This window comes from Geobacillus sp. G4 (genome assembly GCF_040327975.1).
GTDB lineage: Bacteria > Bacillota > Bacilli > Bacillales > Anoxybacillaceae > Geobacillus > Geobacillus thermoleovorans.
This window is the reverse complement of record NZ_JBEPJY010000001.1, coordinates 177,271-190,211: the sequence shown is the minus strand read 5'-3', so window position 1 is coordinate 190,211 and position 12,941 is coordinate 177,271. Positions and strand designations below refer to the sequence as shown.

The 12,941-nt window shown below is 55.1% G+C and carries 12 protein-coding genes; all 12 read left to right on the top strand.

The features are described from left to right. Positions 1-12 precede the first annotated feature (12 nt). The 12 genes from ylqF (at position 13) to codY (ending at position 12,922) form a co-directional block, all read left to right on the top strand. Positions 13-879 (top strand): ribosome biogenesis GTPase YlqF, encoded by an 867-nt coding sequence (gene ylqF, locus ABS784_RS00920; RefSeq protein ID WP_021321697.1) that lies wholly within the window; start codon positions 13-15, stop codon positions 877-879. Between the two features lie 85 nt (positions 880-964). Then, positions 965-1,747, top strand: coding sequence for a ribonuclease HII (locus ABS784_RS00915; RefSeq protein ID WP_011230705.1), 783 nt, complete (start codon positions 965-967; stop codon positions 1,745-1,747). A gap of 18 nt (positions 1,748-1,765) precedes the next feature. Further along, positions 1,766-3,313, top strand: a complete 1,548-nt coding sequence (locus ABS784_RS00910; RefSeq protein WP_352511133.1) for a flagellar hook-length control protein FliK — start codon at positions 1,766-1,768, stop codon at positions 3,311-3,313. Then, on the top strand, positions 3,310-3,597 hold the full coding sequence (locus ABS784_RS00905) for an EscU/YscU/HrcU family type III secretion system export apparatus switch protein (RefSeq protein WP_011230707.1): 288 nt from the start codon (positions 3,310-3,312) through the stop codon (positions 3,595-3,597). Before ABS784_RS00910 ends, ABS784_RS00905 begins: the two co-directional genes overlap by 4 nt. Before the next feature lie 115 nt (positions 3,598-3,712). Further along, positions 3,713-4,873 carry an ADP-forming succinate--CoA ligase subunit beta gene (gene sucC, locus ABS784_RS00900; RefSeq protein WP_011230708.1) on the top strand — a complete coding sequence of 387 codons (1,161 nt, stop codon included), beginning with the start codon at positions 3,713-3,715 and terminating at the stop codon, positions 4,871-4,873. A 17-nt stretch (positions 4,874-4,890) separates the two neighbouring features. After that, on the top strand, positions 4,891-5,793 hold the full coding sequence (gene sucD, locus ABS784_RS00895; protein WP_011230709.1) for a succinate--CoA ligase subunit alpha: 903 nt from the start codon (positions 4,891-4,893) through the stop codon (positions 5,791-5,793). 321 nt (positions 5,794-6,114) lie between these two features. Next, positions 6,115-6,996 carry a DNA-processing protein DprA gene (gene dprA, locus ABS784_RS00890; protein ID WP_014195444.1) on the top strand — a complete coding sequence of 294 codons (882 nt, stop codon included), beginning with the start codon at positions 6,115-6,117 and terminating at the stop codon, positions 6,994-6,996. A gap of 78 nt (positions 6,997-7,074) precedes the next feature. After that, on the top strand, positions 7,075-9,150 hold the full coding sequence (gene topA / locus ABS784_RS00885; protein ID WP_352511130.1) for a type I DNA topoisomerase: 2,076 nt from the start codon (positions 7,075-7,077) through the stop codon (positions 9,148-9,150). A gap of 95 nt (positions 9,151-9,245) precedes the next feature. Further along, the gene (xerC, locus tag ABS784_RS00880; RefSeq protein WP_021321701.1) at positions 9,246-10,148 is read left to right on the top strand and encodes a tyrosine recombinase XerC; all 903 of its coding nucleotides are present in this window, start codon (positions 9,246-9,248) and stop codon (positions 10,146-10,148) included. A 23-nt stretch (positions 10,149-10,171) separates the two neighbouring features. Then, a complete protein-coding gene (hslV, locus tag ABS784_RS00875) occupies positions 10,172-10,714 on the top strand; it encodes an ATP-dependent protease subunit HslV (protein WP_011230713.1) in 543 nt (180 codons plus the stop codon). A gap of 17 nt (positions 10,715-10,731) precedes the next feature. Further along, complete coding sequence (gene hslU / locus ABS784_RS00870; RefSeq protein ID WP_013523393.1) at positions 10,732-12,126, top strand: ATP-dependent protease ATPase subunit HslU; 1,395 nt, start codon at positions 10,732-10,734, stop codon at positions 12,124-12,126. Positions 12,127-12,142: 16 nt separating this feature from the next. Continuing rightward, a complete protein-coding gene (gene codY / locus ABS784_RS00865) occupies positions 12,143-12,922 on the top strand; it encodes a GTP-sensing pleiotropic transcriptional regulator CodY (RefSeq protein ID WP_033008156.1) in 780 nt (259 codons plus the stop codon). Positions 12,923-12,941: the final 19 nt, after the last annotated feature.

Genomic DNA, 12,941 nt, shown 5'->3' with positions numbered 1-12,941 from the left:
ACGAGGCAGGTGATGCCAATGACAGTGATTCAATGGTTCCCCGGCCATATGGCGAAGGCCAAGCGGGAAGTGCAAGAAAAATTAAAGTTGATCGATGTAGCGTTTGAGCTGCTTGACGCCCGTGTGCCGATGTCCTCGCGCAACCCGATGATCGACGAGATTCTCGGACAAAAGCCGCGCCTCATTTTGCTCAATAAGGCTGATATGGCCGATGAGGCGGTGACCGAACAGTGGATCCGCTATTTCCACGATCAAGGGCGGCTGGCTTTGCCCATCGATGCTCAAAGCGGAACAGGAGTCCGGCAAATCGCGGCGGCAGCGAAAGAGATGGTGAAAGACAAATTCGAGAAAATGCGGGCGAAAGGGATTAAAAACCCGCGCCCGGTTCGGGCGCTCATCGTCGGCATCCCGAACGTCGGCAAGTCGACGCTGATCAACCGGCTCGCCGGCCGCCATATCGCGAAAACCGGCGACAAGCCGGGGGTGACAAAAGCGCAGCAATGGATCAAAGTGGGCAAAGAAATGGAGCTGCTTGATACCCCAGGCATCCTATGGCCGAAATTTGAGGATGAGGACGTGGGCTACAAGTTGGCGGTGACCGGCGCCATTAAGGACGAAATTTTAAACTTGCAGGATGTCGCCGTCTATGCGCTCCGCTTTTTGTCGACTCACTATCCCAACCGGCTTGCGGAGCGCTACGGCCTTGATGACATTCCTGATGACATCGTCGCCTTGTTTGACACCATCGGAAGGCGGCGCGGCTGCTTGACGTCAGGCGGCGCTGTTGACTACGATAAAGTGGCTGACATCGTTTTGTATGACATCCGCACGGAAAAATTAGGCCGCTTAAGCTTTGAAACGCCCGCTTCACGGACGTAGCGCGTCCGGCGGGCGTTTTTTGCCGGCGGTGCTTTACGGTCGGCCAAACAGAGCCGATAGTAATAAGTAGAAGAGGGAGAGGAGCATGAAGCGGTATACGGTGAAAGACATTGAAGCGCTGCTTCCGAAGCTTGGCGCGGACGACCCGCGCTGGGAGATGCTGCGGCAGGATGAGCGAAAAAGCGTGCAGGCGCTTCTTGCCCGTTTTGAAAGGCAGAAAGCGCGCCGGCACGCCATCGAGCAGCGGTGGGAAGAACTAATGCGTTATGAGAGGGAACTATACGCCGCTGGCGTTAGACGGATCGCCGGCATTGATGAGGCCGGGCGCGGCCCGCTGGCCGGCCCGGTCGTCGCCGCCGCGGTCATCTTGCCGAAAGACGCCTATTTGCCGGGGCTTGACGACTCGAAGCGGCTGACGCCGGAAAAGCGCGAGGCATTGTTTGCGCAAATTGAAGCGTGCGCCGTCGCCATCGGCATCGGCATCGTCAGCGCGGCGGAGATCGATGAAAGGAATATTTACGAAGCGACAAGGCAAGCGATGGCGAAAGCGGTGAACGCCCTTTCCCCGCCGCCTGAACATTTGCTTGTTGATGCGATGGCGGTGCCGTGCCCACTGCCGCAACAGCGCCTCATAAAAGGAGACGCCAACAGCGCTTCAATCGCCGCTGCGTCGGTCATCGCCAAAGTGACGCGCGACCGGTGGATGAAAGAACTGGATCGCCGCTATCCACAATACGGGTTCGCGCGCCATATGGGCTACGGAACGCCGGAACATTTCGAGGCGATCCGCCGCTACGGCGTTACGCCTGAGCACCGTCGTTCGTTCGCACCGGTGAGGGAGGTGCTGAAGGCGAGCGAGCAGCTCTAGAAGAAGGGATGGGACGAAATGGTCGAGCGCATGGAGCGGACAATGCCAACGACCGCTGTCCGCGACGCGACATCCAGCCGGCGGTTTCAGCCGGGGCAGGCCGTCGTCGGCCGAGTGGAGCGGGTCGAGGAGATGGAAACCGGGGAGCGGGCGGCGCTCGTCCGCGCTGGCGGACAGCTTGTGCGCGCCCGTTTGGAGGCGCCGCTTGCCGTCGGACGTTTGTATTTGTTTGAAATTCACGAACGACAAGGAACAATTTATTGGAAAGCCATTCCCCTTTCCGAACCGGCGTCTGCTCCGTCAGGTGAAGAGGCGGTGCGCCGGTGGCAAAAAGCGTGGAAACTGCCGGATGCGGCGCTGCCGGTGCTCCGCCAAGCGCTGAAAGCTGGCGCGGCTGCAACGAAAGAGGAAATTGCCGCACTGACTGAAGCGGTGAAAGAGACCGGCCAGCCGGACGCGGCCGAAGACGTGCTCGCCCATTTGTTTCGCCGCCGGCTGCCGTTCTCTTCAGCCGTGTTTCGCGCGCTATGGGCAGCCAAAACCGGGGTGCCGCTCGCTGAGGGGTTGGGGAAACTGAAAGCGGCCATTGCCTCCCTTTCCGCCCATCCGGCGGCGCTTAAGCTCAGCCGGGCGATGGAGAAGTTTCTTTCACCGCCGCTGTCCGCTTACGAGGCGGCCGTGCGTTTGTTGCTGTCAGGGGAGGAAGAGGCCGAAACGGCCCGCGCGCTTCTTGCCCGCCTTGGGCTCGCCCCGTTGCCGGAGGACCGCCGCTTGGCGCTTCGGGAGGCGGTGCAATGCCGCCGGTTTGCCGATATCATTCGGCAGCTCGGCTTGACGGACGAGGAGGCGTTTTTGGAACGGTGGGCCGCTCTTGATGCTGCCTATCAAAGCGGAGCGCTGCCCGCCGCGGAAGCGAAGTTGTGGGCGGCCGCTCGAGCGACGAGAGATCCGGCGCTGTCGCTGTTTTGCTGGCTGAGGCGAGCGGCCGTGCGGCTTGGGCTTGAGGACGAGGCGGCGCTCGTCCGTGTTGGGAAAATCGAGGATTTGCCTTCCGCCCCGTCGTTGAAACGGCTGCTTCTTCGCTTTCTTCATGAATCGGGGAGCGAAGGGGCCAAGAGGGCGGCCGAAGCGATTCTCGACCAGCTCGATGGCATGGCCATCGCTGCTGGCGGCGATGGGCTCATTGAGCACGTATGGATTTCGTTTCCATTGCCGCTTGGCGGCCGCAGCAGCGATTTTGCTGTGTGCTGGCAAGGAAGGAGGAAACAAGGCGGGCCGCTTGATGCCGATTACAACCGCATTGTTTGTTGCCTGACGCTTGAAGAGCTGGGAGAGGTGATCGTTGATATGCGCGTGCAACGACGGATCGTCCACATCTCCATTTTTCACGATGATCCGCGGTTGGCGGTTGCTGCCGCTCGGATGGCTCCGCTTGTCAAAGAGCGGTTTCAGGCGCACGGCTATGCGCTTTCAGGCATTGATGTAAAGGCAACGCGTTCCGCCCCTCCTCCGCCTTCCGTTTTTCTGTTTGCCGACAGTTGCAGCGAGGTGGATTGCCAAGCATGAACGAGGAGCGGAAAAAAGCAGTCGCCTTGTCTTACGATGCGGCACTTGACGCAGCTCCGATCGTCAAGGCGAAAGGGGTTGGCAAGGTCGCCGAAGCGATCATCGCCGCCGCCCGGCAGCACGGCGTGCCGATTCGCCAAGATCCGACGCTTGTTGAGCTGCTGGGGAAAGTGGAGATCAACGAAATGATCCCGGAGGAGCTGTACGCCTTAGTGGCTGAATTGTTCGCGTTTTTGTATCAGCTTGATCAGGAAGCGAAAGGAGAAAGAGCGGGGAAGGGGTAATTTTCCTATTCCCCGCTTTCTTAATTTTGCGGCGAAACGGTGGACAAGCGCGAAATGTTAGGTATAAAATGAAAGCGCTAAGACTTTTTTGATTTTATACATAGGAGGTTGGCGCATGAACATTCATGAATACCAAGCAAAAGAAATTTTGCGAAGCTATGGTGTGAGCGTGCCGAACGGCCGCGTCGCGTTCACGGTGGATGAAGCGGTCGAAGCGGCGAAAGAGCTCGGCGCGCCGGTGTGTGTCGTCAAAGCGCAAATTCATGCCGGCGGGCGCGGCAAAGCGGGCGGGGTGAAAGTGGCAAAAAGCCTCGAGGAAGTCCGTACATACGCCAGCGAATTGCTCGGCAAAGTGCTCGTCACCCATCAAACCGGCCCGGAAGGAAAAGAAGTGAAACGGCTGTTGATTGAAGAAGGGTGCGACATCCAAAAAGAATACTACATCGGCCTTGTCGTCGACCGCGCCACCTCGCGCGTCGTGTTAATGGGGTCGGAAGAAGGCGGAACGGAAATCGAAGAAGTGGCGGCGAAAACGCCGGAGAAAATTTTTAAAGAATACATCGATCCAGCCGTCGGGCTCCAAGCGTTCCAAGCGCGCCGATTGGCTTTCAACATCAACATTCCGAAGCATCTCGTCAACCAAGCGGTCAAATTTATGATGGGCTTGTACCAAGTGTTTGTCGATAAAGACTGCTCGATCGCCGAAATCAACCCGCTTGTCGTCACCGGCGACGGCAAAGTGATGGCGCTTGATGCGAAGCTGAATTTCGATTCAAACGCCTTATACCGCCATCCGGACATCCTTGAATACCGCGACTTGGATGAAGAAGACCCGAAAGAAGTCGAAGCGTCGAAATACGACTTGAACTACATCGCTCTTGACGGCAACATCGGCTGCATGGTCAACGGCGCCGGCTTGGCGATGGCGACAATGGACATCATCAAATATTACGGAGGCGAGCCGGCCAACTTCCTCGATGTCGGCGGCGGCGCCAGCGAGGAAAAAGTAAGGGAAGCGTTCAAAATCATTTTGTCCGACCCGAACGTCAAAGGCATTTTCGTCAACATTTTCGGCGGCATTATGAAATGCGATGTCATCGCGAGCGGCATCGTCGCGGCGACGAAGCAAGTCGGTTTGACGCTTCCGCTTGTCGTCCGGCTTGAAGGAACGAACGTTGAGCTTGGGAAAAAGATTTTGCAAGAGTCAGGCTTAAACATTATTGCGGCCGAATCGATGGCGGACGGAGCACAAAAAATCGTCGAGCTAGTACGTTAAGAAAGCGAGGGAGACACGTGAGCGTTTTTGTCAATAAAGACACGAAAGTGATCGTGCAAGGGATTACCGGTTCGCAAGGGCTGTTCCATACAAAGCAGATGATCGAGTACGGGACGAACATCGTCGGCGGCGTCACGCCGGGCAAAGGCGGCACGGAAGTCGAAGGCGTGCCGGTGTTTGACACTGTTTCGGAAGCGGTCGAAAGAACGGGAGCGAACGCCTCGGTCATTTACGTTCCGCCGGCCTTCGCTGCGGATGCCATCATGGAAGCGGTCGACGCGGGACTCGACCTTGTCGTTTGCATCACCGAAGGCATTCCGGTGCTTGATATGGTGAAAGTGAAACGGTACATGGAGGGCAAAAAGACGCGCCTCATCGGCCCGAACTGCCCGGGCGTCATTACGCCGGAAGAGTGCAAAATCGGCATTATGCCGGGCTATATCCATAAAAAAGGACATGTCGGCATTGTTTCCCGTTCCGGCACGCTGACGTACGAAGCCGTTCACCAACTGACGCAAGCCGGCATCGGCCAGTCGACGGCGGTCGGCATCGGCGGCGACCCGGTCAACGGCACAAACTTCATCGATGTGTTGAAGGCGTTTAATGAAGACGAAGAAACGTACGCGGTCATTATGATCGGCGAAATCGGCGGCACGGCGGAAGAAGAAGCGGCCGAATGGGTGAAAGCGAACATGACGAAACCGGTCGTCGGCTTTATCGGCGGGCAAACGGCGCCTCCGGGCAAACGGATGGGCCATGCCGGCGCGATCATTTCCGGCGGCAAAGGCACGGCCGCAGAGAAAATCAAAAAAATGACCGAATGCGGCATTAAAGTGGCGGAAACGCCGGCCGTCATCGGCGAAACGCTCATTTCTGTGCTGAAAGAACGCGGCTTGTACGAAAAATGCAAAACGCACTAATGGTTTGGCCCCGCACGTCCTCGTGCGGGGTGTTGCATATCATGCTATAGATGCAATTTGAAGCTTTACCATTTGCCGCTTTTACAGAGCAATTGGATCGACTGTCGGGCGACCGAACAACGCTGCTTAAAGACCCATGTATGGGTCTGTGAAGCGGGTGGCTGTTCGATCTTCCGTCACGCCAAGGCGTGACGAGGAAGCCTGCGGCTTGCCTCCGACAGTCGAAAAAATAGACAGGCGGCTTTTCCGTCAAGGATATGTTAAACGTTTTCGTTGCACCTATAGATCCATGTTGAAGGTGAAAAAAGAAAGGGGAGCAGTATGTACGATACGGTCCGCGACCGACTTATCCATCTCCATCATTGCCGCGGGGCGGGATGGAAGACGATTCATTCCTTGCTTAAGGCTGATCCGACGCTCACCGCTCCATTTTCTCTGCCTCCTCATGATCTCCGCCCGCTCGTTCCGCTTTCCGACGCTCAATGGACCGCTTTTTTTCATGATTTGCATTCCATCGATGTGCAACGTGTGATAAAAACATATAAGGGCCGGTGCATTCGTGTGATCACTGTATTTGATTCCGACTATCCACCGCTGCTTAAATATATATACGCCCCGCCGTGGGTGCTGTATGCAAAGGGGGACTCCGCTTTGCTTCAGGAGCGGAAACTGATCAGCATCGTTGGCACGAGGCGGCCGACGAAGGAAGGAATCGAAGCGTTGAACAAATTGGTGCCGCCGCTTGTTGCCGCCGGCTTTACGATCGTCAGCGGGCTCGCGTTTGGGATTGACGTGTGCGCCCACCAACTCGCCGTCCAGCATGGCGGGTCGACGATCGCCGTCATCGCCGGTGGGCTGGACCACATTTATCCGAAAGAACATCGACCGTTCGCCACCCGGCTGATGAACGAACAGTTGGTCATCGCTGAGCATCCGCCGGCAACGCGCCCACAGGCATGGCAGTTTCCCGCGCGCAATCGCATCATCAGCGGGCTGTCGCTCGGCACGCTTGTCGTGCAGGCGAAGCGAAAAAGCGGTTCGCTCATTACCGCCGCGTATGCGCTTGAGCAAGGGCGGGAAGTGTTCGCCGTCCCCGGCCCGATCGGTTTGGCGGAATCCGCCGGGCCGAATACGCTCATTCAGCACGGGGCAAAACTAGTGCAAGAAGCGGCGGACATTTTGGATGAATTCCCGTACGTGTAATGCACATGTTTGACAAATGCGGCAATAATCATTAATAATAATGAAGATTTCAATTTACCTCCTAGGGGTGGAAGATGGATGTCAGACTACTTAGTTATCGTCGAATCGCCAACGAAAGCGAAGACGATCGAACGATACTTGGGAAAAAAATATACAGTCAAAGCGTCGATGGGCCACGTCCGCGATTTGCCAAAAAGCCAAATGGGCGTTGATATAGACCACGGCTACGAGCCGAAATACATTACGATCCGCGGCAAAGGCCAGGTGATCAAAGAGTTGAAAACGGCGGCGAAAAAAGCGAAAAAAGTGTTTCTTGCCGCCGACCCCGATCGCGAAGGAGAGGCGATCGCCTGGCATTTGGCCCACATGCTCGATCTGGACATTCACTCTGATTGCCGCGTTGTCTTTCATGAGATCACGAAGGATGCTATTCAGCAATCGTTTCAGCAGCCGCGCGCGATCAATATGAATCTTGTTGACGCCCAGCAGGCGCGGCGCGTGCTCGACCGCCTCGTCGGCTATAACATCAGCCCGCTCTTATGGAAAAAGGTGAAAAAAGGATTAAGCGCCGGCCGCGTCCAATCGGTGGCGCTGCGCCTCATCATCGATCGGGAACGAGAAATTCGCGAGTTTCAGCCGGAAGAATATTGGACGATTCAAGCGACGTTTCAAAAAGAAGGAGAGACGTTTGCCGCCTCGTTTTACAGTATTGACGGACAAAAGCGCGATTTAAAGACGGAGGCGGATGTGAAAGCCGTGCTGGCCCGCTTAAACGGAACGGCATTTGCGGTGAAAACGGTGACAAAACGAGAGCGCAAGCGCAGCCCCGTGCCGCCGTTTACGACGTCGTCGCTTCAGCAGGAAGCGGCGCGCAAACTGAATTTCCGGACGAAAAAGACGATGATGATCGCCCAGCAGCTGTACGAAGGAATCGATCTTGGCAGCGAAGGGACGGTCGGTTTGATCACGTATATGCGCACCGATTCAACGCGCGTCGCCGAGACGGCGCAGCAAGAGGCGGCGGCATATATCGAGGCGACGTTCGGCGCTATGTATGTCAACCAGGAAAAGCGGAAAGAGAAGAAAAGCACGAACGCCCAAGACGCCCACGAAGCGATCCGCCCGACATCGGCATTTCGCGATCCGGACAAAGTGAAACCGTATTTGACGCGCGACCAGTTTCGGTTGTATAAACTCATTTGGGAACGGTTCATCGCCAGTCAAATGGCGGCCGCCGTGCTTGACACCATGAGCGTCGAGTTGGAAAACAACGGTGTCGTGTTCCGCGCCAGCGGCTCGAAGGTGAAATTTCCAGGGTTTATGAAAGTGTATATTGAAGGAACGGACGATCAAACGGAAGAGCAGGACCGTATCCTCCCGAATTTGGAAGAAGAGGAAACGGTTGAGAGCGAAACGATCGAATCGAAGCAGCACTTTACTCAGCCGCCGCCGCGCTACACGGAAGCCCGCCTCGTCAAAACGTTGGAGGAACTCGGCATCGGCCGCCCGTCGACGTATGCCCCGACGCTTGATACGATCCAAAAACGCAACTATGTCGTCCTTGAGAACAAGCGGTTTGTCCCGACCGAGCTCGGCGAAATCGTTGTAGAGCTGATGCTCGAATTTTTCCCGGAAATTATCGATGTCGAGTTTACGGCGAAAATGGAAAAAGAATTGGACGAAATTGAAGAAGGGAAAGTGGAATGGATCAAAGTCGTCGACGAGTTTTACCGCGAATTTGAAAAACGGTTGAAAGTGGCGGAAAAAGAAATGCGCGCAGTTGAGATTAAGGATGAGCCGGCCGGCATTGACTGCGAGGTGTGCGGCAGTCCGATGGTGTACAAAATGGGCCGTTTCGGCAAGTTTATCGCCTGCTCGAATTTTCCGGAATGCCGCCATACGAAGCCGATTGTCAAAGAAATCGGCGTCAAGTGCCCGAAATGCCGCGAGGGCAACATCGTCGAGCGCAGCACGAAAAGAAAGCGGGTGTTTTACGGCTGCGACCGTTTCCCGGATTGCGACTTCGTCTCGTGGGATAAACCGCTCGCCCGCCCGTGTCCGAAATGCGCGGGGCTGCTTGTGGAGAAAGTGCTGAAAAAAGGTGTGCAAGTGCAATGCACGGCGTGCGACTATGAAGAGCGGCTAGAAGCTTGAATAGGCATCGGATACAATTCAGAATTTTATAAAAAAACAGTTGCATTCATGCGGATGAATATGGTACGATGTAGTAGCCGTTGCGGGGTGAGGCGATGGAGAATTCGAAACTTGCGTTACAATTATTCATGGAATATTTACAAATCGAGAAAAATTATTCACAATATACTATTGTGTGTTACCGGCGTGACATTGAGCAGTTTTTCCGGTTTATGGATGAGGAAGGAATCGGCGCGCTCAATGAAGTGTCCTACAGCGACGTTCGTTTATATTTGACGAAACTATACGAGCAACAGTTGGCCAGCCGTTCGGTCGCCCGCAAAATTTCGAGTCTGCGCAGCTTTTACAAGTTTTTGTTGCGCGAAGGGCGGGCGGCCGAAAACCCGTTTGCGCTCGCGACACTGCCGAAAAAAGAGCAAAAAATTCCTAATTTTTTATACCCAAAAGAATTAGAAGCATTGTTTCTTGTCAATGATGAAAATACGGCCCTAGGCCAGCGCAATGCGGCGCTGCTTGAGTTGTTGTACGCGACTGGCGCTCGGGTTAGTGAATGTTGTCACATACAGCTGTCTGATGTCGATTTTGTTGCGGAAACCGTGCTCATTCACGGCAAAGGAAACAAGCAGCGCTACGTTCCGTTCGGCCGTCCGGCCCGCGAAGCGCTTGAACGGTATATCCATAGGGGCCGACGCGAACTGACAAGAAAGCTGCCGGCGGACCACCGCTATTTATTTGTCAACGCCCGAGGCAATCCGCTCACGCCTCGGGGAGTGCGCCATATTTTGGATCGGATTGTCGAAGCCGCTGCGCTGACGCAAAACATCAGCCCGCACGTGCTTCGGCATACGTTTGCGACTCATTTGCTCAACGAAGGGGCCGATCTCCGTTCGGTGCAGGAACTGCTCGGTCATGCGCATTTGTCATCGACGCAAGTGTATACACATGTAACGAAAGACCGGCTGCGGCATATTTATTTGCAGGCGCATCCGCGGGCGTAACCCGCAGGCAAGGAGGGGAAATGATGGGAGCCTTTCATGCGACGACAATTTTTGCCATCCGCCATAACGGCGCATCCGCCATGGCTGGAGACGGCCAAGTGACGTTCGGCAATGCGGTCGTCATGAAGCATACAGCGAAAAAAGTGCGGCGGCTGTTCCAAGGAAACGTGCTCGCCGGTTTTGCCGGCTCCGTCGCTGACGCGTTTACGCTGTTTGAAATGTTTGAAGGCAAGCTCGAACAATGGAATGGCAACTTGCCGCGCGCGGCGGTTGAGCTGGCGAAAGAGTGGCGGAGCGATAAAGTGTTGCGCCGCCTCGAGGCGATGCTCATTGTTATGGACAAACAGCATTTGTTGCTTGTCTCCGGCACGGGCGAAGTGATTGAGCCGGATGATGGCATGCTTGCCATCGGCTCGGGCGGTCAGTATGCGTTGGCTGCTGGGCGTGCGTTGAAGAAGTACGCCGGCGGCTCGATGACCGCGAAAGAGATTGCCAAGGCGGCGCTCGAGATCGCTGCTGACATTTGCGTTTATACGAACGGCCATATTATTGTCGAAGAGCTGTAAAAAGGAGGAGGCCGATGATGGCGGAAACGTTGACTCCACGGCAGATTGTCGAAAAGCTCGATCAGTTCATCGTCGGGCAAAAAGAGGCAAAAAAGGCGGTGGCGATCGCGCTTCGCAACCGGTACCGCCGCAGTTTGCTCGATGAAAAATTGCGCGATGAAGTGATGCCGAAAAACATTTTAATGATCGGCCCGACCGGGGTCGGGAAGACCGAGATCGCCCGCCGGCTCGCCAAACTCGTCGGCGCCCCGTTCATCAAAGTCGAAGCGACGAAATTCACCGAAGTCGGTTATGTCGGGCGCGACGTCGAATCGATGGTGCGCGATTTGGTGGAAACGTCAGTTAGGCTCGTGAAAGAACGAAAAATGAACGAAGTGAAAGACAGGGCTGAACAGCAGGCGAACAAGCGGCTTGTTGAACTGCTTGTTCCGGGCAAGCCAAAGCAGACAATCAAAAATCCGCTTGAGCTGCTGTTTGGCGGCCAAGGAGCCCAAGCGGACAACAGCTACAGCCATGAGGATGAACAGGTGGAACAAAAGCGGCGCCAAGTTGCTTGGCAGTTGGCAAACGGGCAGTTGGAGAACGAGATGGTGACGATTGAAATCGAGGAACAGACGCCGTTATGGTTTGACTTTTTGCAAGGGGCAGGCATTGAGCAGATGGGGATGAACATGCAGGACGCCTTGAGCAGCCTCATGCCGAAGCGGCGCAAAAAGCGGCGTCTCAAAGTGAGTGAAGCGCGCAAAGTGCTCATCAACGAGGAAGCGCAAAAGCTGATCGACATGGATGAAGTGACGCAAGAGGCCGTCCGCCTGGCTGAACAGTCCGGCATCATTTTTATCGATGAAATCGACAAAATCGCCCGCAGCGGAGCGGTGTCCGGCTCGGCCGACGTCTCGCGCGAAGGGGTGCAGCGCGACATTTTGCCAATTGTCGAAGGGTCGACCGTCATGACGAAGTACGGACCGGTGAAAACAGACCATATTTTATTCATCGCCGCCGGCGCGTTCCATATGGCGAAACCGTCGGATTTGATCCCTGAGCTGCAAGGCCGTTTCCCGATCCGCGTCGAACTTGCGAAACTTTCGGTCGACGATTTCGTAAGAATATTAGTCGAGCCGAATAACGCGCTCATTAAACAATATCAAGCTCTTTTGGCAACAGAAGGTATAAGTCTTGAATTTTCTGACGATGCTATTCGTAAGATTGCCGAGGTGGCGTTTGAAGTAAACCAGACGACCGACAACATCGGTGCGCGCCGGTTGCACACGATTTTGGAAAAACTGCTGGAAGACTTGCTGTTTGAGGCGCCGGACATCGGAATCGACAAGGTCGTCATCACACCGCAATATGTCGAGCAAAAACTCGGCAGCATCGTCAAAAACAAAGATTTAAGCGAGTTTATTTTATGAGGAGGAGATGAAATCAATGAACTTGCTAGAGAAAACGCGGAAAATCAACGCCATGCTGCAGAAGGCAGCCGGGCGGCCGGTCAATTTCAAAGAGATGGCGGAAACGCTTTGCGATGTCATTGAAGCGAACGTGTTCGTCGTCAGCCGCCGCGGCAAACTGCTTGGCTTCGCCATTAAACAGTCGATTGAAAACGAACGGATGAAACGGATGCTTGAGGAGCGCCAGTTTCCGGAAGAATACACGAAAAACTTGTTCAACATTACGGAAACGTCCCCTAATATCGATATTAATAGCGAATATACGGCGTTTCCAGTGGAAAATCGTGACTTGTTCAAAACCGGTTTGACGACGATCGTTCCGATCAACGGCGGAGGCGAACGGCTCGGCACGCTTATTTTGTCGCGCCTTGATCGCGAGTTTGATAACGATGACCTGATTTTGGCCGAGTATGGCGCAACGGTCGTCGGCATGGAAATTTTGCGTGAAAAAGCGGAAGAAATCGAAGAGGAAGCGCGCAGCAAGGCGGTCGTGCAAATGGCGATCAGCTCGCTTTCTTACAGCGAACTTGAGGCGATTGAACATATTTTTGAAGAGCTTGACGGAACGGAAGGGCTGCTTGTCGCCAGCAAAATCGCCGACCGCGTCGGCATCACCCGTTCGGTGATCGTCAACGCCCTGCGCAAGCTTGAAAGCGCCGGCGTCATCGAATCGCGCTCGCTCGGCATGAAAGGAACGTACATTAAAGTATTGAATGACAAGTTTTTAAGCGAACTGGAAAAATTGAAATCAAGCTGAACGGCATAGCTGCCTAAGC